We start from the raw sequence: 18,906 nt of genomic DNA on the forward strand, positions 1-18,906 counted from the left end.
ACTAAAAAAATATCTGGAAAACCCATTCTTTTGTTAGTTTACGTATTTTAATGCTTTGTTTATAATAGACTCAAAAATCTATTTCTGTACACTGAATTACTCCTACCATCTCGTTAGATATTGAAAGTATATTGTCTACAATCAGTTTCTTATTCCCATCTATGTTAAATGTTATGTAATACGGTTGTCCATTATATTGTATGTAGTTTGCTTTTGTAATAAAACTTTTATCTAAGGCAAAGCTGCTCAACAAACGTATTATCTCCTCATTTGGTTTTATCTTTTGGATAACTTTTGGCATATTATTTCTCTTTACTCCCAATCTGCTTAATATGGCAAGGATTTTAACAAGAGGTGTATCCGATAAAAACTGCACATCATCAGTTATTTTTACCACTTCTTTTCTATAGGAATTTGTAAACCCATCAAGTACTCTAACGATGTCTCTTACAGAGAGTTCTAAATTCTTTATCTCATCTGTTAAAGTTTCAAACATTGTTTCTCTGTCTATTCCGCATTCGTGATAGATATGTTCACTCAATCTCAATCGTGCTGTTTCTGTTATAGAATATTCAAAAATACGTTTAGAGATAAATTTACTGATATATCCCTTATAATTATAATTTCCATAGAACTTCTCGTAAATAGCCTTAGTAGCTTCTGCATCCATGACAAAAATGATTTTCTTAAATCCAAATTTATTTGGAAGTTGGTCTAAAGGCTTCTCTGTGCCATCTTCTATTATGTTCTGGTCACTTAATAGATATTGCCTGTCTATGTGGGCAGAGAAGATGTTGAGGATTCTGAACAAGTGTGCAGGGTCAATACGGTCAAGATCTTCTATGATGAGGACGGGTGTTTTTCCTTTCTCAGCAGTAATGCTTTTAGCAATGAGCCAGCTGATAGGGTCTAACTCGTAGATACTACCAGCTTCGTTATTGAAACGCCCAATATAGTTCACCCCTTCTTTAAAACTATTATTGTTGATTTCTTCTTTGAAACCCTTAAATTTCTGATATTGCTTGATGATCGTTTCTGCAAGTGCTGTTACGCCCCTTAATACCACTTGGTATTGCGCCATTGTCCCAATGAGTGATGGAGCAAATTTCATACAGTCCCGTATGATGTCAAACGTATTGTTACAGAGGTACCATTGGAATGCGATAGGGTTCGGAATCTCTATACCTGGTTTAATTTTTTCGTTGAGAAGCAGTTGGAATAGCAGGTCTCTTTTTATGTACTCAATTATCTGTTCGTTTGGAGCAATCTGATAGTTGACAGGGTATAAAGTATAGAAGTCGTATTCATCTTGGTATTTTTCCTTGAATTGTTTTAGGAACTCTGTTTTACCATCACCGAATCTTGCTGAAAAGATAGTTCTGTCTATAGTAGCTTCGTTCAAATGATGGTAGAAATCTTCTAACTCTTTGGTTATATCTATTTTTTCCATAAGTTTATGTTTTTATCAGGTGTTGACCTTGAGTTCGTAATGTTTTGATTTAAGTGTTGTTATAAGTGTTTGAGGGAGACAGAATATTGCCCCTTTATTTAGTCATGTTGCAGAAATTTATTGACTTTGTGTTGAGATAAAAGAATTAAACTATGCAACCGACAAGGCAAAAGTACAAAGAAAATCCGATAATCTCACCCCCTTTTAGAGGAATATTTCCTGTAATGGAGAAGTTTGAGTAGGCTGGTAAGCCTAATTGTCAATCAGACATTCGGATAAGTGGTTTATCATCAAGCTAATGCAATAGTGAGATATTCCGTACCATTATAGATTGTCTACTTCTGTGGAGGCGCATTTTGGTAAGACTTGCTTTTAGCTATATAACTCCTTCCAGACAATAAATTACGTGCTTTTTAGAGTTATATTCTGAGATATTTAGCCCTTAGCACGATTGGTGCTTACCATCAGCACCACGTGTGTTAGCTACTAACACATTATGTGCTGGGTTATAGTACATAGACTGAGAAGCGTAAGATTGTTTCTTTCTGATTATATATTGTAAGGTGTTAATTCCATTGTTAATGCGATAGATGTTTATGGAAAGCACTCGTTTTGGAAGGATTTATTTCTGTTTTTTACCTCAATCAGCTTATAATCGGGATATTTTATCTATATTTGCATAAAATATGCTGCACTCGGCAAATAGAGGTTGTATCTGAATGCAGGGACGTGCAGGGTGTGCGTTCGGGAGCAATGTTCCAATTGTTAACACACGAGCCGTGTTTCCAGTGGATTACTGTGGATGACAATTCTGATACATGCCAGTCTGCCTTTACTTGCAGTATTTGCATGGTATTAAAAAGCAAAGCAAGATGAAGAAGTATGTCCTCGACTTGAAGGTATCTTCCGTGGAGCGTGTCAATGCAAGGAATGTCCTTATTAAGCTGACAGACGACAAGCCCCTTCCAGAGATGCTTCCCGGTCAGTTTGTAGAGGTGAGAGTGGACGGCTCGCCTTCTACTTTTCTTCGCCGTCCTATTTCCATTAATTTCGTTGATAGTGACCGTAATGAGTTGTGGCTGCTTGTTGCAACTGTAGGAGAAGGTACGCGCACGCTCGCACGTCTACACGAGGGAGACATATTGAATTGTGTTCTTCCTTTGGGCAATACATTTACGCCTTTGTCTCATCCTGCAGAGCGTATTCTGCTTGTTGGCGGTGGTGTCGGCGTTGCCCCATTGCTCTATTTCGGTAAACAAATCAAGGAAGCTGGTGGAAGTCCTGTCTTTTTGTTAGGTGCCCGCACAGCAGCCGATTTGGCAGAGGTTTCACTTTTCGAGAAGTATGGAAAGGTATGCATAACTACGGAGGATGGCTCTGCGGGGGAGAAGGGCTTTGTCACAAATCACCCTGTTCTCTCCACGGAGTGTTTTGACCGTATCTCCACCTGTGGTCCTAAGCCAATGATGGTGGCTGTGGCACGTTACGCTCATCAGAAGTCCATTCCTTGTGAGGCATCCTTGGAGAACATGATGGCATGTGGGGTCGGTGCTTGCCTTTGCTGTGTGGAGAAAACCACAGAAGGTAATCTCTGTGTCTGCAAAGAAGGACCAGTCTTCGATACCCGACGGTTGTTGTGGGGCGAATAAGGTGGATGGAAAAGGTCAGGATTATCTGATTTATTAGAGCCGGTTAGTTGGGTTAGTTCGATTATCCTGACAGGGCAAATAAGGATGATTCTACAGAAGAAAGAACTTTATGTGGAGACAGTAAACCTTATGAGTTAAGGTGTAATAATGTAAAAAAAGATGATTGTAGTATGGCTGATTTAAATGTAAAGATAAATAACTTACATCTCAAGAACCCTGTAATGACAGCCAGTGGCACGTTTGGTTATGGATTGGAGTTTGCTGATTTCGTGCCGTTGGAAGAGATAGGAGGTATCATTGTCAAGGGAACGACGCTGAAGCCACGTGAGGGGAATGACTATCCACGTATGGTGGAGACGCCTCAGGGAATGCTTAATTGTGTGGGCTTACAGAATAAGGGAGTGGATTATTTCATCGAACACATCTATCCCGAGATAAAGGGTATTGACACTAATATGATAGTCAATGTGAGCGGAAATTCCCCCGAATCGTATGCTGAGACGGCTGAGAGGCTCGATGCCCTGGATGGTATTCCTGCCATTGAGGTCAATATCTCCTGTCCTAACGTGAAAGAAGGCGGTATGTCGTTCGGTGTTACCTGTTCCGGTGCCGCTTCTATAGTGAAAGCTGTTCGCCAACATTATCATAAGACAATGATTGTGAAGCTCTCTCCCAATGTCACGGACATTGCCAGTATAGCACGTGTCTGTGAGGATGAAGGTGCCGATTCTGTATCTCTGATTAATACTTTGATGGGCATGGCGATTGATATTGAGCGTCGTTGTCCGAAGCTGAGCATCCGTACTGGTGGACTGAGTGGTCCTGCCGTAAAGCCTGTAGCTGTCCGCATGGTCAATGATGTTGCAAAGGCAGTTAAGATACCTGTTATTGGTCTGGGTGGAATTTCCACAGCTGAGGATGCCATCGAGTTCCTTATGGCAGGAGCTACCGCTATCCAGATAGGAACTGCAAACTTCATTGATCCGCAGGTTACGATTAAGGTGCGTGATGGTATTAATGGCTGGCTCGATCGTCATGGTTGTAAGTCAGTCACGGAAATCATTAACTGCCTCGCATAGGTTATGTAAAGATATATAATGAGTAGGGGCTGGTTCACGATTTTTGATTTGATTTATTTCACAGGTGAGTGGTTGGATGAACATTATCATAGCCTCCGTGGCGTTGATGGAGTAGGACTTGTTTTCTTAGGCACCATGTTCGCATTGATCGCTTGTCTGGGATATTTGAATACTTCTTTATTCCATCTGACAGGCTGGCGGGAGAATGTCGTCATGTATATGTCATTAGTGTTGCTCTATCTGATAGTATATTACGTGTACAAGGTGCGAGGGCGTCACGGTCGCGTGATGGCTCATTATCGTGGTTCCATCTATGATTCTCCCCCTGTCCACTTGATGGTTTTCTTAGGGTGGATGTTTGTTCCTGTTATACTTATCTTGTTGGTTAGGGAAGTCTACGGTAAGCAGTTTTAACGTCATCAGCTGTCCATTATGTGACTTCGCTTTTGAACCAGTGTCGTGAACCTATGAAAGGTATGAGGAAAAGGGCGGGCTGTTCTGCATAGGTAGTGTTTGTTTATCCTTGGTGGTTAACCCGTTCAGTGTGCAATGAGAGCGTGCTATATAAATTTGTTTCATGGTTATAAAAGGTTATATTGAATGAATAAGATGTTGTTGGTAGTCGACCCACAGGTCGACTTTATCAGTGGTTCACTTCCTGTAAAAGGTGCTGCCGGGGCGATGGATGCGTTGGCAGAGTTTGTAAGGGTGTATGGTGATGGATATGCTGTGAAGATTGTTACTTCAGACTGGCATCCTTATCATCACAGTTCTTTTGCTGAAGAAGGTGGACAATGGCCGCGTCATTGCGTACAACATTCAGTTGGTGCGGCGATATGGGAGACATTGTTGGTAGCTCTTAATGAGTCAAAGGGAGGTTTTACCTTGTTGTATAAGGGCGACAGCATCCAGAAGGACGAGTATTCTATTATGCAGAATGAGGAGTCAGCTGGTATTTTAAATCAGTTGATAAGGGCGTTGAAGATAGATCAGATTGATGTATGCGGCCTGGCAGGAAACATCTGTGTGCTGAATACTGCAAAGGATTTAAGGGATATGGTAGGGAGTACAAGGCTGAACATTCTCGAGTCCTATTCCCCCTCTTTGGATGACGGGTCGGCTTTGAGAGCATTTATGTCAACCTTAAATCCAAAGGTCATTTGATGTTCTCACCACTCCAAGATGCTGCGAAAAGCTATCGAGTAAGTAGAGAAAAAACACCCCTTTTGTAAGAATAAAATCAATCGCAGAAAATTACAGATGCTTAATTGCATCGCAACTAAGCCTTAATTGACGTGCAACTAAGGCTTAACTGGAGGCTTAAAGGGCGTTAGTTAGAACGTAATTTGGCACTGATAATTTTCTGTTTTGTAATCAGCTGATAGCCTGATGGTTGCACGCTTGGCGTTTTGTGGTGTTTGTTTGTGATAAAAAAGTTTTTCCAGTATATTGTGTAAAGATATTTCGTTGCCTCAAATCAGTTGTTCAAGAACCGTTTTCGTATTCTTGAAAGGTCTTCATGCGCCTGCACGGTGACGAATGTCAGTTTTCTTATTAAGAATAACAAAAGGTAATTTGTGGCAGTCAGCTTTTCTGTTCTCCACTGACTGTTCTGGGTTAGAGCCTGTTCGTCTTGCTTATCAGCAGCGCATCAAGCATTGTCATGGCAGCCATAGCCTCAACGATGGGTACAGCACGGGGCAGTACGCATGGGTCATGGCGACCATGCACGTCCATGGTGATGGGTTCTCCTTCCTTGTTTACTGTTTGCTGTTCCATGAGCAGTGTAGCAACCGGTTTGAAAGCTACACGGAAATAGATGTCTTCACCGTTGCTGATACCTCCTTGTATTCCACCGCTGTGGTTGCTCTGGGCTTTGGGCTTTGAACTTTGATTTGTGGTGTTGGCAGGCAGAAACACATCGTTCTGCTGGCTTCCCCTCCACGAAGAACCGGCAAAGCCTTCACCGTATTCAAAGCCCTTCACGGCATTGATACTGAGCATGGCAGCACCTAATAGTGCATGGAGTTTTCCAAACTCCGGCTCACCTAATCCCACAGGACAACCTTTGATGACACAGGTGACAACACCGCCGATGGTATCGCCTTCACGTTTTACCTGTTCTATGAGTGCTTCCATTTCCTTGGCTTTCTCTGGGTCTGGGCAGCGGACAGGGTTTGATTCGATGAGGTTGAAGTCGTAATTGTGGTAATTTCCATCAAGATGAATATCGCCTACCTGTGAGGTATAAGCTATGATGCTGATACCTTGCTGGTGCAATACAAGTTTTGCCAAGGCGCCAGCAACGACACGTGAAAGTGTGATGCGGGCTGATGAACGTCCGCCTCCACGATGGTCACGGATGCCATACTTGCTATAATAAGTATAATCGGCATGCGACGGACGGAAAAGGTCACGGATGCTATCGTAGTCCTTTGAATGTTGATTGGTATTGCGTACAAGGAATCCGATAGGTGCACCCGTCGACTTTCCTTCAAACACACCGCTCAGCAGTTCCACCTGGTCTGCCTCCTTGCGGTCGGTTGTGATGTGGCTCTGTCCTGGTCGACGTCGTGCCAGTTCATGCTGAATGAAGTCTGTGTCGATTGTTATGCCAGCCGGCATACCATCGACTACACCACCGACAGCAGCCCCGTGGCTTTCGCCGAAAGTGGTTAGTGTGAAGATTTTTCCAAATGTATTCATAAGAGACTGGCTGTTATGGAAAGCCTTACCCAACTCCATGAAAGAAGGGATGTGGCTGGCGATGGCAGGGTATAGCCAACCTTTCCCCATTGAATCTTTTTCCTTTATTTCCTTTCATTCAGTGACCATGCTGGACTTCAAAGGGGGTTAATGACACCCGCAGCAGCCCTCTTCGCCTTCTTCATGACCTCCGCAGCTGCAGTTGCCGTCACAGTTGCCACCGCCACCGCAATCGCCACCGCAGTCACCTCCACAGTTTCCGTTGCAATGATGCTGGTGCATCTGCTCAAAGAAGTTCTTTACTTCCTCTTCGCTTGCTTCACGGTTCTCAATGACATGACCACGGAACAGAAGGTCCTTGCCTGCAAGAGGGTGGTTGAGGTCAATGGTAACCTTGTCTTCAGACACTTCTAATACCTTACCCAGGAAACGCTGACCTTCCTCATTCTGCAAAGGTACGATAGCATCCTTGTATATATTAGCCGAATCAAAGACTCCATCAGGTGAGAAAGTCTCCTTGCCGAGTGCCAGTACGCTCTTGACATCATACTCTCCATAAGCCTGTTCCTTGGTGAGTGAGAACTCGAAGTCATCATTCTTTTCATATTTCACAACCTCCTGTTCGAAGGCTGGCAGTGCCATCTCGCAGGCAGTATAGAACTGCATGGGAGTCTGCTCCTCGGTCTTTTCGATGAGTTGTTCTTCACCGTTTTCTGTACTGTATAATTCGTAACTGACTACGATGAGTCGATGCGTATTATTCTCCATTGTTATTTTTTATATATAATAGTTGTTATATGTATCTGCAAAGGTAATGATTTAAAACGGAATAAAATATGGTTAGTTACTGTTTTTTCTTTTTCATACTATTATTCTATATGTTTTATAAGGAACAGCAGGGTAGTAAGTGTGTGTTTGTTACTGATTTAAATCAAACGCATTGATGTGTGTCAAAAATACATGCAAAAAAAGAACGAAGTGTGACAGATAGCCATTCTGTATGTGGATAATTTTGTAACTTTGCAACTGTAACAAGTAATTTAATTACAGAATATAAGATTTTAATGAGGATTTAAATAATTTAGAAAGGATAATGAATATGAAGAAGATTGTATTGACAGTGGTAGCAGTAATGAGTATGACAATGGCTTTTGCAGCTGGCGAGAACGATAACAACAACACAACCACAAATGCATATAAGTTCAATGTAAGCACATACGCTTTGAGCCGTGCACTGAACCTCAACCGGGATCAGATTGACATGGTAGAAGACGTAAACCGCACATTCGCTGCAGAGATGATGAATGCGTCAGTTGCCGACAGCTCTGAGCGTGAGGCAAAGGTAAACGAGGCTATCAAGAAGGATTTGTCTTACATGCGTTACATTCTGAACAACCGTCAGTACCGTGAGTATGTAAAGTTTCTCAATGTTACATTGAACAACCGCGGTTTGACTAAGTAAACAAACAATCCCACCCTCTTTGTGAGAGGACGGTTTCATACGGAATAAGTGAAAGGCTATGGGTCAGGAAACTGATCTGTAGTCTTTTTATTTTACGGCAGGTTCTTGGATTTCCATGTAGGAATCTTCGCTTTATGGATGCCGTTAGCATCTTGTGTTTTCTTGTATTCTCATTCAATCACATACGCAGCTTTGCCCTTTCATGAAGAACGGCGGGACAGTCCGTCTGTCGGGCAAAAGCCAATCAACTTTTCGGAACCAACCTTCAGACTTTCGTCTGTTGTCGGCTAATCGTATGTAAATATGTTCTGCTTTCTTAGGGTATTACATCTCTTTCCTGACAACAAGTTGAGTCCACATCGGCAATATATTGCATCGTGTTTAGCGCTCAACACCATTGGTGTTTACCAGCAACACGCCATGTGACTGGCAACAACACATCAGTTGAAAACGGCAAGAAGGGTTCATCATTGTCATTATATAGTAAGATACTGAAGACTACCTTATGCGTACTATGTTTATCGGACGGCATTATTTTCATATCCCATTATCAGACAATGACAAAAGTCTTTGTGATGTTATGATTTCAATACACTCTGATTCAATGGTTCTTCTTATAGCTCAGCACAGCCCATCCGCCCATGAAGAGTCCTATTCCCAAAAGGGCAAGAATCTGATGCTGGATGCTGCTGAAACTGCCACCGCGGATGAAGACCGTGCGCATGGCTTCGATGAAGTAGCTTACGGGGTTAATATACGTGGTGAGATAGGCAGCGGACGGCATGGAACGTGTCGGAGTGAAAAGACCAGAAAGCAAGAGGAGTATCACGACGAAGAACCACATCACGAAGATGGCTTGCTGCATGGTGTCGGAGTAATTGGATATTATCAGTCCGAATGACGAGAAGAACAATGCAAGCAGCATGGCGAGGAGATAGATGAGTGCGATGTTTCCCACGGGCGTTATGCCATATACAATCCAGGCCAGCAGGAGGCAGACGGTAATGGTGAAGAAGGCGATAATCCAGTAAGGAACAAGCTTGGCAAGGATAAACGTCCACCTGTTTACCGGAGTGACGTTTATCTGTTCTATCGTCCCGGCTTCTTTCTCGCTCACAATGTTAAGCGTTGGTAGGAATCCCGTCATCAGCATCATCACGATGGCAAAGAGTGCCGGAATCATGAAGAGCTTGAAGTTAAGATGCTTGTTGTAGAGGAATAACGTTGACACCTTCGACTGCACAGCAGCTGCGGAAGGCACAGCATTGGCTGTAACAATCTGGCTGAGATAGACCGAACCTATCGAGCCTTTCGTCCCATTGACGGCATTGGCTGCGATGAGTACCTGCGGCATGTGTCCCAATGTGAGGTCACGGCTGTAATGCTGTGGTATGATCACGGCAATGTCAGCCTCGGAATGTTCTATGTTGTTGAGTGCTGCCACATAGGTAGGTTGCTGTCCATGAAAGATGAAGTATCTGTTGGCTTCAATCTCATGTACCAGCCGTTGTGATTGTGTGGACCGGTCGTTGTCAACAACGTCCACGACAATGTTCTTTACCTCCATGTTCATTACCCAAGGCATGGCACACATGATTATAATCGGGAAGACAACGATGAGCCTTGAAAGAAACGAGTTACGGCGAATCTGTGTGAACTCCTTCCGTAAAAGATATTTCAGTGTCATAGACTTCTATTCTAATCGTTTATTGAACTTTACGAGCGAGAGAGTAAGTAATCCGACAAGCATACCTATAAGAATCGTCATCTCACGGTACACCTGTTCAATGCCAACGCCCATGATCATCAGTTTACGCATGGCGCAGGTATAGTAGCGTGTCGGGATAATTGCCGATACATACTGTAATATGCGGGGCATTGACTCAATCGGGAATATCATGCCCGAAAGCATCACGGTAGGCATCAGCAACACCATGGCTGAGAGCAGCAATGCGACAAGCTGGGTCTTTGCAACATTGGAAACAAACAGCCCTAATGAGAGGGACAGGAGTATGTATATGGTGGAAATAACGAATATCCAGAACAGGGAACCTTGTACCGGCACCTCCAGTACGAAGGCTGCCATGAGGAGTATTACTATCAGGATGACGAAGGCAAGCACCAGGTAGGGTATAACCTTTGCGATAATGATCATCAGGGGGTGTACAGGCGATACAAGAAGCACCTCCATGGTACCTTTTTCCTTTTCCCGGACAATGGAGATGGAGGTCATCATGGCGCAGACCAATATCAGCAATGTTCCCATAATGGCAGGGACGAAGTTATAAGCCGACTTCATCTGTGGATTATACAGTAACTTGGTATTTACGATACTGCTATCCGTGTTCATGATGACTGCACTTGCATAGTTCGACCACTGCTGTGCCATGTTGGGGTCGGCAGCATCTACAATGAACTGAAGTCCTGTCCGCCTGCTTGCATAGTTCTGTGCAAAGACGACAGACATGTCTGCCTTCTGGTTGCGGATAATCTGTTCTGCCTCGGCAGGTGTTGAGACAATATTTATGATTGTGAAATACTCTGATGCAGCCAGATGGTTGACAGCCTGCTGGGTGACGTGGTCAGCATTACTCATGACAATTACCGCACGCACATTCTTCACGTCGGTTGTGATGGCAAATCCGAAGAGAAGCATCATGACGACTGGCATGCCGAAGAGTATCAGCATTGTACGCTTGTCACGGATAATGTGCTTAGCTTCCTTGATGACAAATGAAATAAACTGCTTCATTATATATTTTAATGTATTCATTCTTAATCCGAAGTTCTTGTAGCTTGTCGTGCCAGATACGTAAAGACATGCTCCATGTCGGGCTGTTTGAGTTCCCGTTTCAGCTCATCGGGTGTGCCTAAAGCCTTGATCTTGCCATCCACCATGATAGAGATGCGATCGCAGTATTCGGCTTCGTCCATATAATGGGTGGTCACGAAGACTGTTATTCCCCGTTCTGCAGCGTTGTAAATCAGTTCCCAGAACTGACGGCGTGTAGCAGGGTCTACGCCGCTCGTAGGTTCATCGAGGAATACGATTCCCGGTTCATGGAAGATGCTGACAGAGAAAGCCAGCTTCTGTTTCCAGCCCAATGGCAGGCTGGCAACCAAGGTGTTGCGGTGTTCGGAGAAGTCCAGCCGTTGGAGAAGTTCATCGGTCTTACGCTGTATCTCGTCATCATTCATGCCGTAGATGCCGGCAAAGAGGCTGATGTTCTCTGCGACGGTAAGGTCTTCATAGAGTGAGAACTTCTGGCTCATGTAGCCAATATGCTTCTTGACCTGCTCATACTCGGTGCGTATGTCAAAGCCTACGACCTTTCCAGTCCCACTTGTGGGTTGATTCAAGCCTGTAAGCATGTGCATGGCAGTGGTCTTTCCAGCTCCGTTGGCCCCAAGGAAACCGAAGATTTCTCCCTTCTTGACGGTAAAGGAGATGTCGTCTACTGCGTGGAATGTTCCAAATGCCTTGACAAGATGTTCTACTTCGATGACATTCTCAGTCTCATTGCCTGTCTCGTTGTTTCCCTTGTGTTCAATACCGGGTGGATTGAATATGTCCCTGAACTTATGGAGTATTTTGTCAGGAGTACCAATGCCCTTGATACATCCTTCTGACAGGAAGGCTACGCGCTCACAGCTCCTCACCTCATCAAGGTAAGGAGTGGATGTAACGATAGTTGTCTCACTTTCTTTCAGTTGGGAAAGTATCTCCCAGAACTCCTTACGGCTGACAGGATCAACACCTGTTGTCGGTTCGTCAAGGAAGAGAACACTTGGTTGGTGAACCAATGCACAGCAGAGAGCAAGTTTCTGTTTCATTCCACCTGAGAGAGCCCCAGCCTTACGGTTATTGAATGGTTCAATCTGTGAATAGATGGCTTTGATGGAATCGTAGTTCTCTTCTACGGTTGTACCGAATAGCGTTGCAAAGAATTGTAGATTCTCTTCTACCGTTAGGTCTTGATAGAGTGAAAACTTGCCGGGCATATATCCAACTCTTTTCCGTATCTCATTCATCTGCTTTACCACATCATAACCATCTACGGTGGCTGTACCTTCATCGGGAAGAAGTAACGAGCAGAGAATGCGGTACATAGAAGTCTTGCCTGCACCGTCAGGTCCTATAATACCAAAGACTTCGCCTTTTCTTACAGAAAAGCTGACATCATGCAGTGCCTGTACTTTGCCGTAATGCTTGGATATGTTATCTACCTCGATTGCATTCATCATCATAAACTGAATTTCACTTCACCATACATCCCTATCTTTACATAGCCGTCATTCTGGAATTGTACCTTGACAGCATAGACCAAATCGGCACGTTCGTCATCCGTGAGAATTGTCTTAGGCGTGAACTCCGAACGACTTGAAATCCATGTAACAACGCCTTCGTAGATTTTCTTCTGCCCATCGCCATAGTCAGCCATGACCTTTACTTTCTGACCAAGTCTGACACTCTTCAGCTGGCTGGAGGTAATGTAGGCACGGATAAACATCTTCTTCGTGTCTGCCACCTTGAAGAGTGGCTTCCCTACAGACACGAATTCCCCCTGTTCAGCATACTTCTCCAGGACTGTTCCAGTGATAGGACTTTTCACAAAGGTATGGGTTATCTGGTCATTAAGTTGTGCCTGTTGGGCATGTAGTCCAGCCTGTTGTGCTTTGACTCCAGCCTGTTGTGCAGCGATACCGTCAATCTGTGCGGCAATGCCTTTGTTCTGTTCGGCTAATGAAGCATTCTGACTGGCTATCTGTTCTTCTGTGGCAGCGAGTTGTTTCTGCAATACCAGTATCTGATAATCTATGTCATCAACCTGTTTCCGTGCAACAGCTCCGTCCTGTAGCAGCTCGGCGAAACGCTGGCGTTCATGTTTTTGATTGGCAATCTGTTGACGTATGGATGCCAGTTGCTTCTCCAAATCCAGCTGTTTGCTTGCTGTTGCCCGTCTGTTGGCAGCCAGTTGTCGTTTATTTGCTTCCAGTTGTCCATGGGTAGCAGTCAGTTGGTCATTGTTCGTAGCCAGTTGGTCACGCTTCAATGTTAGCTGTCGGGAATCAATCTGCCCAACTGTCAGTCCACCATTGAGCAGCTGTCCTTCGGCAACATCAAAGTTTATCAGTTGCCCGGAGGACTCAGCAGACACGGTGACTTCCGTGGCTTCAAACGTTCCCGTAGCATCATAATCTTTTTTGTTTTCTCCACAGGATGCCATCATAAAGGCAAGACAGGCTAATAAAAGTATTTTCTTCATATTTGTCAGTTGTTTTATTCATTATTGGTATATTGCAGGTTATACATTTCCTTGAGCATATCAATCTCGTGGATAGCCTGTTGCGCCTTGGCTGCATTCTCATTGTTGATTTCCCGAAGCAGACTGTTTGTATCAATGATACCATGGGTGAGCCTTGATTCCGCAGCCTTGCGTACATTGGTGCGCAGGACAATAATCTCGTTGTCAGTTTGCATCATGGTATGGTATCGGCTGATATTCTCTGTCTGTTGTATCTGTTCCATATTGTTGTTGAACAGGAACACCTCACGTGCATTCTCTATCATTTCACGCTGTAGTCGCAGCTTTGCCTTGTCGTTCTTACGGGTATAGAGTGCTCCCACATTCCACGTTAACTTCACACCTACAACACCATTGAGGCTCCACTTGTGACTCAGCATGTCTTCAAACATGTTAAGTCCCGGATATCCATAATAGCCTTGGGCAAAAACACCTAACTTAGGTCTCAACAGTGCATCCAGACCCTTTTCCCGTGTATCGGCAAGTTGCAGTTGATTATCAAATAACCTGAGTTCCGGGCGATTGTTGGTTGAAGCAGCTGCTTTGATGATATCCGGCTTTCGGAGGTTGCTGACCTCAATACCACAAAAGACACTTAGCATCCGTTGTAGCATCAGCCGCTGTGCTTTCAGACTCGTATTCTGTTGTGCTGCGTAGAGCCGTTCAGCCTTGACATTCTCAAAGTCACTTGTGGCAGCCGTACCGCTCTTTACCATTGCCGACAGTTTCTTTTCACTCGACAACAGTAAAGCCACGACATCGTCGTTCAGCTTGATCTGTTCGTCAAGAAGCAAGAGAGAAAAGTACATCTCATTGACACGCTTGCGTACCTGGTACAGATTAGCTTCAGTTTGTGCCTCTTGCACCTTTCCCTCCTGTCGGGCTATCTTGTTCTGACTGCTGATGGCACCACCGTCATAGAGGGTTTGGTGGAGGTCAACACCAACTTTATATTGATCCTTGGTCAGCCCTTTCATCTTGAGTCCCATCTGCTGATACATATTCTGCATGCTTTCAGGCCACGCTACAACATCACTTTGATAAGTTGCCAGTGCTGAAGCTGTAACCTGTGGCAGCCATCCTTTCTGAATATTCCTGACCGTCAGATGAGTTGTCTGTGCGATTAAATCATACTGTTTGATAATGGGATAGTTCTTCTTGGCAGCCGACTGACATTCTTCCAGCGTCTGTGCCTGGATGACAGTAGCAAATGCTATTAACGAGAACAGTATTATTTTCTTCTTCATATTCTTTTTATCGTTTGATAATCAGTTGTTTCCTCTTACATGGCAAAGATAGGTCTTTTGTCGCACTATGTGGTTGTCAGATGCACAGAAATTATTGCTTTGTTGTATGATTCGTATGTTTTAATGCTCTGTATTAGGAAAAATAATGTTAGATTTGCAATTAAATCATACAATAAGGCAATACTATGGGTAGAGCAAAGACCGTAAGTCCGTTCTCGTTGAATAATATAGACCTCGGCGAACTGTCTGAGAAACATGGACAGTTTCTTGCAAACGACGATGTTGTGCTCGTCATTAATGGGCACATACAGTACAGTCCGTTTCTGGAGGAAGGAAAGATATACCAGGTTGTGGAGCCGCGTTTAGTGCTTGCCATGGAAGGTAATGCCGATATTTGTATCAACCTTCAGGACTGGCATATTGAGAAAGGAGCCATGATGCTTCTGCCTTCCGATACCATTCTTGAGGTCAAAGAGGTTTCTCCAGAAACACGTATCGTTGCTGTTGTTTTCAATGAAGGGATAGAAGTTTCAGAGGAAGCCATATTCACAACAGCACCGTCCGAGTTTGACCGCATATTGCGTATGGTCTATCTCACTTGGGATTTTGTGCAGCTCAAGCCTTATCGACGCAGGACTGTCCAGAATCTTCTGAAAGCGATGGTGTCTGATATTCAATATATTAAAGACATTGAAGAGAAGAATGAAAAGCATAATCACACCACACGCACACAAGAGCTCTTTATACAGTTCAAGCGTCTGATACATCGGCATTGTACCCATGAACGCTCCATACCTTTCTATGCAGAACAGCTTCATGTGACCCCGCACCACTTGTCGGCCATCATTAAGAAAGCCAGCAGCCAAAGCGTCATGTACTGGATTAACCGTGCTACGATTCAGGAAGCCAAATTGCTCTTGAAGACCAATGATGTGATGGGCTACGAGATAGCTGACCGGCTGAACTTCCCCAGTGCATCGGCTTTCTCCAAGTACTTCAGGCGTGAGACGGGCATGACACCTCGGATGTATCAGGAGAATGTGAGTAAATAATGTTTCTGAACATTCCGACAGCATCCGGCAGGGAAACATTGTAAATGCCAAATTGGTCGTTGGAAATTCTTACTACTTGCCAAATGCAGCGAAGTCTTACATGACGAACTTGAAGAAAACCGCCTTTTTTATGAGAACAAAATTGCGTACAGGAAGTTTATAGATGCTTACTTGCGTTGCAAGTAAGCCTTGATCGAGGTCTAACTAAGGATTAATTGAAGGCTTAAAGGGCGTTAGTTAGGAGGCAATTAAGCACTGATAATTTTGCTATTTTGTAACCACCTGATAGTCTGGTTGTATGTTTGTTTTTCTGTTGTGTCTGTTTATGATTAAAAGACTTTTTTCGTTGTCTTATGTAAGTTAGTGCTGACCGGTAAATTTACCCCTTACAAGTTAGTCTTTAGTGCCTGAATATATGCCTAATAATACCAATATGGGAATCTCTCTTCTATATTCTGCCGATGTGTTGTTGCCCATCACACGTGGTGTTTTTGGTAAACACCAATGGTGTTCAGTACTAAATACCTTGCAATATGTTTCTCTGTATGGGAGCAATCTTTTGTCAGAAAAGAGTTGTACTACCCAAAGCAAACAAACCTTATTTGATAGTGAGGGCTTACTTTTCCAAAGACAGCACGATATTATCCATTTAAAAGAGATTCCGCATGGGAGCGCATACTATTTGAGTTTTATCGGACAATAATATATGTAAATGCATTTCATTGTTTCAAATCAGTTGTTTGAGAAGCGTTCTCATACTTTTAAAAGAGCTTTCACGTGTCTATACCGTGACGAATGTTTGTCCCATTATCAGGCAATAACATTTTTGTTATGAGCTTATGATTTAATGAATAGATTTAGGATCAATAGCTCTCAATAAGATTATACTTCTAATGAATCGAGGTAAAAGCTAAAAAGGCTTGTCTCACGACAAGCCCATTTATAATACAAAAACATTATGAGTTTGCAAATCATACGTAACTCATTGATTTTCAGTACTATAAAGCTATGTCGGATTAATCCTCCACTGAGTCCAAGACTTTAGGGTATTTTGTGCAAAGATACTAAACTTCTAGGAGACTACCAAACTAAAAGGTAATAAAAAAGTAGCCTAACTTCTCAGTCAAGCTACTCAGTTACAATATAAAATTTATAGAAGGTTTTTATAATGAAAGTAAAACTAACTAACTTATTCTATTAGCCCTCTTTTCTTAGCCTCTAATATTGCCCTTAATACTAGGTCTTTAGTATCTGGGTTAATTATTGCACTATCAAACCTCTTTAAGAAATCTAAATCATCTTTATTTTTTTTCTCAGCTACTACTACCTCTTTCAAGCCCTTTAAGTTCTGTAGCAGTTCCTCATACATTCCTACCTGTTCCTCTACCTTCTTAACAAGTCCTTCCAGCTCTAAAGGTCTCTCATCTGTCACCTCAGCTAGGTATGTTCCAAAGTACTTGTTACGTTCCTGCCTAGTGGTCTTGAAAAGGTCTGCTACTGTCTCAAACTCTTTAGTCTCATTCTTTCTTGTTACTTTAATCATTGTTTACTGTCGCTGTTTATAGTGTGCCTCCACTTCTTTGTTATTACTTAATTATTGTTTTGTGTGTTGCAAAGTTAGTACGTCCTAGGTGGTCTTGCAAGTATTACTAAGATTCTGAATGTACACTATACAAAATACCTTCTATTAGTGTCCCTAGCTTGTCTGTATCGTCTTCTTCTAATAGGTCTAGGTTGCTCTTTAGTGTCCTTCTATCCCCTGTCTCCTTGAATGTCTCAGCCCACTTACTTTGTTCTAGGCTTGCTGGGTGTTTGGTTGGGTTAAATCTATATCCTGCCCTATCTAGTACTTCATAGGCAACAGTATAATAATGTCTGCTACTCTTACCAAGCCTCCTTAGTTCAGCTTGTATATCTTCATTCATACTACCCTGTCTAATCTGTTCCTGTAGCTGTTCTGTTAGGGTAGTTAGTTTTTTAGCCCTGTCTTTTACTTCTATACCTAATTCTTTCAGTGCAGCTATTACCTTCTTTCTATCCTTCATACCTACCTCTATTTCTATCTTGCCACCGTCCACTGTAAAGTAGTTAGTCTTCTGTAGGGTAAAGTTAATAGCACTGTCGATTAGTTCCTTAGTTGCTGGGTAGTTATAGTCTAAGCTAGGATATTTCATACTAGCCCACCTCTTCTTAACCTGTTCCCTGCTAAGTCTATATTCAAGCCCTAACCCCTGTAGCACCTCTTTAGCCTGTTCCGTCTTGCCTGTCTCTACCCTAATCATCAAGTCCTCACCTGCCTTAACAATTAGGTCATTAATCCACTGGCTAATATTTCTAGGGTTAACTGTTTCTAAGACCCTAACCGCCTCAGTATCTAGGTTAACGCTATATTTCTTAGTAGGGCTTGTTCGTCTCATCATTTCTATATCGTCCCTACCTGCAATGATTCTATACACTGTCTGCTCACTACCTATCCCAGTCAGTGCTAGTATCTCCTTTATACTGTACTTCTTACTTCTATACAGTCTAACTACATCCTCCTGCTGCTCACTACTTAATCTAGCCATATCTTTAGAAAATTAAAAGCCCAACCTACTAAAAGACTGGGCTAGTTACTTACTTACTTAACAGGTTCACTATATACCTCTTCCCTTGTTTCACTATCTACTATGCTAACTGTACCTCCTTTATAGTCTTCAAAATAACTATAACTTGTACCGTTATAAGCCTTAATGTAATCTAAGCAGTATTCATAGCTCTCACTAAAACCTTTGCAGCTACTATCTAGTGAATCATTAAACACTACATCAAATTTCCTAGTCTGTTTCATATTGCTAATGTTTTTAATTATTACACTGCAAAGATAGGTAGAATATTCCAACTATCAAAATAAAATAATATCGGATTGTACTAAAAAGAGTTAAAAAAAAGATTGTCCGTGATACCCTTTACTAG

General features: G+C 42.9%; 17 protein-coding genes. 6 read left to right on the plus strand and 11 right to left on the minus strand.

Annotated features, from left to right (window positions below; translation table 11 throughout):
• Positions 1 to 70: 70 nt before the first annotated feature.
• Positions 71 to 1,450, minus strand: a complete 1,380-nt coding sequence (locus tag ADJ77_RS01690; RefSeq protein ID WP_050695963.1) for a hypothetical protein — start codon at positions 1,448 to 1,450, stop codon at positions 71 to 73.
• An 872-nt stretch (positions 1,451 to 2,322) separates the two neighbouring features.
• Here ADJ77_RS01690 and ADJ77_RS01695 point away from each other — a divergent pair.
• The 4 genes from ADJ77_RS01695 (at position 2,323) to ADJ77_RS01710 (ending at position 5,342) form a co-directional block, all read left to right on the plus strand.
• On the plus strand, positions 2,323 to 3,099 hold the full coding sequence (locus ADJ77_RS01695; protein ID WP_025078383.1) for a dihydroorotate dehydrogenase electron transfer subunit: 777 nt from the start codon (positions 2,323 to 2,325) through the stop codon (positions 3,097 to 3,099).
• Between the two features lie 170 nt (positions 3,100 to 3,269).
• Positions 3,270 to 4,178: a dihydroorotate dehydrogenase gene (locus tag ADJ77_RS01700; RefSeq protein ID WP_025078382.1), complete on the plus strand. Its 909-nt coding sequence runs from the start codon at positions 3,270 to 3,272 to the stop codon at positions 4,176 to 4,178.
• Positions 4,179 to 4,196: 18 nt separating this feature from the next.
• On the plus strand, positions 4,197 to 4,592 hold the full coding sequence (locus ADJ77_RS01705; protein WP_025078381.1) for a hypothetical protein: 396 nt from the start codon (positions 4,197 to 4,199) through the stop codon (positions 4,590 to 4,592).
• A 186-nt stretch (positions 4,593 to 4,778) separates the two neighbouring features.
• A complete protein-coding gene (locus ADJ77_RS01710; RefSeq protein WP_025078380.1) occupies positions 4,779 to 5,342 on the plus strand; it encodes an isochorismatase family protein in 564 nt (187 codons plus the stop codon).
• Positions 5,343 to 5,795: 453 nt separating this feature from the next.
• On the opposite strand, the gene aroC is transcribed toward ADJ77_RS01710, so the two are convergent.
• Positions 5,796 to 6,884, minus strand: a complete 1,089-nt coding sequence (aroC, locus tag ADJ77_RS01715) for a chorismate synthase (RefSeq protein WP_025078379.1) — start codon at positions 6,882 to 6,884, stop codon at positions 5,796 to 5,798.
• Positions 6,885 to 7,031: 147 nt separating this feature from the next.
• Entirely contained in the window at positions 7,032 to 7,652 is a 621-nt protein-coding gene (locus ADJ77_RS01720) for an FKBP-type peptidyl-prolyl cis-trans isomerase (RefSeq protein ID WP_025078378.1), read from the minus strand.
• Positions 7,653 to 7,977: 325 nt separating this feature from the next.
• On the opposite strand from ADJ77_RS01720, the gene ADJ77_RS01725 reads away from it, so the two are divergent.
• Complete coding sequence (locus tag ADJ77_RS01725) at positions 7,978 to 8,346, plus strand: hypothetical protein (RefSeq protein WP_025078377.1); 369 nt, start codon at positions 7,978 to 7,980, stop codon at positions 8,344 to 8,346.
• A 601-nt stretch (positions 8,347 to 8,947) separates the two neighbouring features.
• On the opposite strand, the gene ADJ77_RS01730 is transcribed toward ADJ77_RS01725, so the two are convergent.
• The 5 genes from ADJ77_RS01730 to ADJ77_RS01750 are packed head-to-tail and all read right to left on the minus strand — an operon-like array spanning position 8,948 to position 14,899.
• Positions 8,948 to 10,033 carry an ABC transporter permease gene (locus ADJ77_RS01730; RefSeq protein WP_025078376.1) on the minus strand — a complete coding sequence of 362 codons (1,086 nt, stop codon included), beginning with the start codon at positions 10,031 to 10,033 and terminating at the stop codon, positions 8,948 to 8,950.
• Positions 10,034 to 10,039: 6 nt separating this feature from the next.
• Positions 10,040 to 11,098: an ABC transporter permease gene (locus tag ADJ77_RS01735; RefSeq protein ID WP_050696210.1), complete on the minus strand. Its 1,059-nt coding sequence runs from the start codon at positions 11,096 to 11,098 to the stop codon at positions 10,040 to 10,042.
• A gap of 23 nt (positions 11,099 to 11,121) precedes the next feature.
• Positions 11,122 to 12,588: an ATP-binding cassette domain-containing protein gene (locus ADJ77_RS01740; RefSeq protein ID WP_050696211.1), complete on the minus strand. Its 1,467-nt coding sequence runs from the start codon at positions 12,586 to 12,588 to the stop codon at positions 11,122 to 11,124.
• 2 nt (positions 12,589 to 12,590) lie between these two features.
• On the minus strand, positions 12,591 to 13,613 hold the full coding sequence (locus ADJ77_RS01745) for an HlyD family secretion protein (RefSeq protein WP_025078375.1): 1,023 nt from the start codon (positions 13,611 to 13,613) through the stop codon (positions 12,591 to 12,593).
• Between the two features lie 14 nt (positions 13,614 to 13,627).
• Entirely contained in the window at positions 13,628 to 14,899 is a 1,272-nt protein-coding gene (locus tag ADJ77_RS01750; RefSeq protein WP_025078374.1) for a TolC family protein, read from the minus strand.
• Between the two features lie 185 nt (positions 14,900 to 15,084).
• Between ADJ77_RS01750 and ADJ77_RS01755 the strand changes: the two genes are divergently transcribed.
• Entirely contained in the window at positions 15,085 to 15,951 is an 867-nt protein-coding gene (locus ADJ77_RS01755) for a helix-turn-helix domain-containing protein (RefSeq protein ID WP_025078373.1), read from the plus strand.
• A gap of 1,189 nt (positions 15,952 to 17,140) precedes the next feature.
• Here ADJ77_RS01755 and ADJ77_RS01760 read toward each other — a convergent pair.
• The 3 genes from ADJ77_RS01760 to ADJ77_RS01770 form a co-directional block, all read right to left on the minus strand.
• On the minus strand, positions 17,141 to 17,494 hold the full coding sequence (locus ADJ77_RS01760) for a hypothetical protein (RefSeq protein ID WP_050695964.1): 354 nt from the start codon (positions 17,492 to 17,494) through the stop codon (positions 17,141 to 17,143).
• Between the two features lie 106 nt (positions 17,495 to 17,600).
• The gene (locus ADJ77_RS01765; RefSeq protein WP_050695965.1) at positions 17,601 to 18,518 is read right to left on the minus strand and encodes a hypothetical protein; all 918 of its coding nucleotides are present in this window, start codon (positions 18,516 to 18,518) and stop codon (positions 17,601 to 17,603) included.
• A gap of 53 nt (positions 18,519 to 18,571) precedes the next feature.
• Positions 18,572 to 18,781, minus strand: coding sequence for a hypothetical protein (locus ADJ77_RS01770; protein ID WP_042740945.1), 210 nt, complete (start codon positions 18,779 to 18,781; stop codon positions 18,572 to 18,574).
• Between the last annotated feature and the right edge of the window lie 125 nt (positions 18,782 to 18,906).

This window comes from Prevotella fusca JCM 17724, from assembly GCF_001262015.1.
GTDB lineage: Bacteria > Bacteroidota > Bacteroidia > Bacteroidales > Bacteroidaceae > Prevotella > Prevotella fusca.

What these genes read in the sequence shown, in the direction of transcription:
- ADJ77_RS01690 (WP_050695963.1), bottom strand. Translation starts at nt 1,450, where the DNA reads ATGGAAAAAATAGATATAACCAAAGAGTTAGAAGATTTCTACCATCAT.
- ADJ77_RS01695 (WP_025078383.1), top strand. Translation starts at nt 2,323, where the DNA reads ATGAAGAAGTATGTCCTCGACTTGAAGGTATCTTCCGTGGAGCGTGTC.
- ADJ77_RS01700 (WP_025078382.1), top strand. Translation starts at nt 3,270, where the DNA reads ATGGCTGATTTAAATGTAAAGATAAATAACTTACATCTCAAGAACCCT.
- ADJ77_RS01705 (WP_025078381.1), top strand. Translation starts at nt 4,197, where the DNA reads ATGAGTAGGGGCTGGTTCACGATTTTTGATTTGATTTATTTCACAGGT.
- ADJ77_RS01710 (WP_025078380.1), top strand. Translation starts at nt 4,779, where the DNA reads ATGAATAAGATGTTGTTGGTAGTCGACCCACAGGTCGACTTTATCAGT.
- aroC (WP_025078379.1), bottom strand. Translation starts at nt 6,884, where the DNA reads ATGAATACATTTGGAAAAATCTTCACACTAACCACTTTCGGCGAAAGC.
- ADJ77_RS01720 (WP_025078378.1), bottom strand. Translation starts at nt 7,652, where the DNA reads ATGGAGAATAATACGCATCGACTCATCGTAGTCAGTTACGAATTATAC.
- ADJ77_RS01725 (WP_025078377.1), top strand. Translation starts at nt 7,978, where the DNA reads ATGAATATGAAGAAGATTGTATTGACAGTGGTAGCAGTAATGAGTATG.
- ADJ77_RS01730 (WP_025078376.1), bottom strand. Translation starts at nt 10,033, where the DNA reads ATGACACTGAAATATCTTTTACGGAAGGAGTTCACACAGATTCGCCGT.
- ADJ77_RS01735 (WP_050696210.1), bottom strand. Translation starts at nt 11,098, where the DNA reads ATGAAGCAGTTTATTTCATTTGTCATCAAGGAAGCTAAGCACATTATC.
- ADJ77_RS01740 (WP_050696211.1), bottom strand. Translation starts at nt 12,588, where the DNA reads ATGAATGCAATCGAGGTAGATAACATATCCAAGCATTACGGCAAAGTA.
- ADJ77_RS01745 (WP_025078375.1), bottom strand. Translation starts at nt 13,613, where the DNA reads ATGAAGAAAATACTTTTATTAGCCTGTCTTGCCTTTATGATGGCATCC.
- ADJ77_RS01750 (WP_025078374.1), bottom strand. Translation starts at nt 14,899, where the DNA reads ATGAAGAAGAAAATAATACTGTTCTCGTTAATAGCATTTGCTACTGTC.
- ADJ77_RS01755 (WP_025078373.1), top strand. Translation starts at nt 15,085, where the DNA reads ATGGGTAGAGCAAAGACCGTAAGTCCGTTCTCGTTGAATAATATAGAC.
- ADJ77_RS01760 (WP_050695964.1), bottom strand. Translation starts at nt 17,494, where the DNA reads ATGATTAAAGTAACAAGAAAGAATGAGACTAAAGAGTTTGAGACAGTA.
- ADJ77_RS01765 (WP_050695965.1), bottom strand. Translation starts at nt 18,518, where the DNA reads ATGGCTAGATTAAGTAGTGAGCAGCAGGAGGATGTAGTTAGACTGTAT.
- ADJ77_RS01770 (WP_042740945.1), bottom strand. Translation starts at nt 18,781, where the DNA reads ATGAAACAGACTAGGAAATTTGATGTAGTGTTTAATGATTCACTAGAT.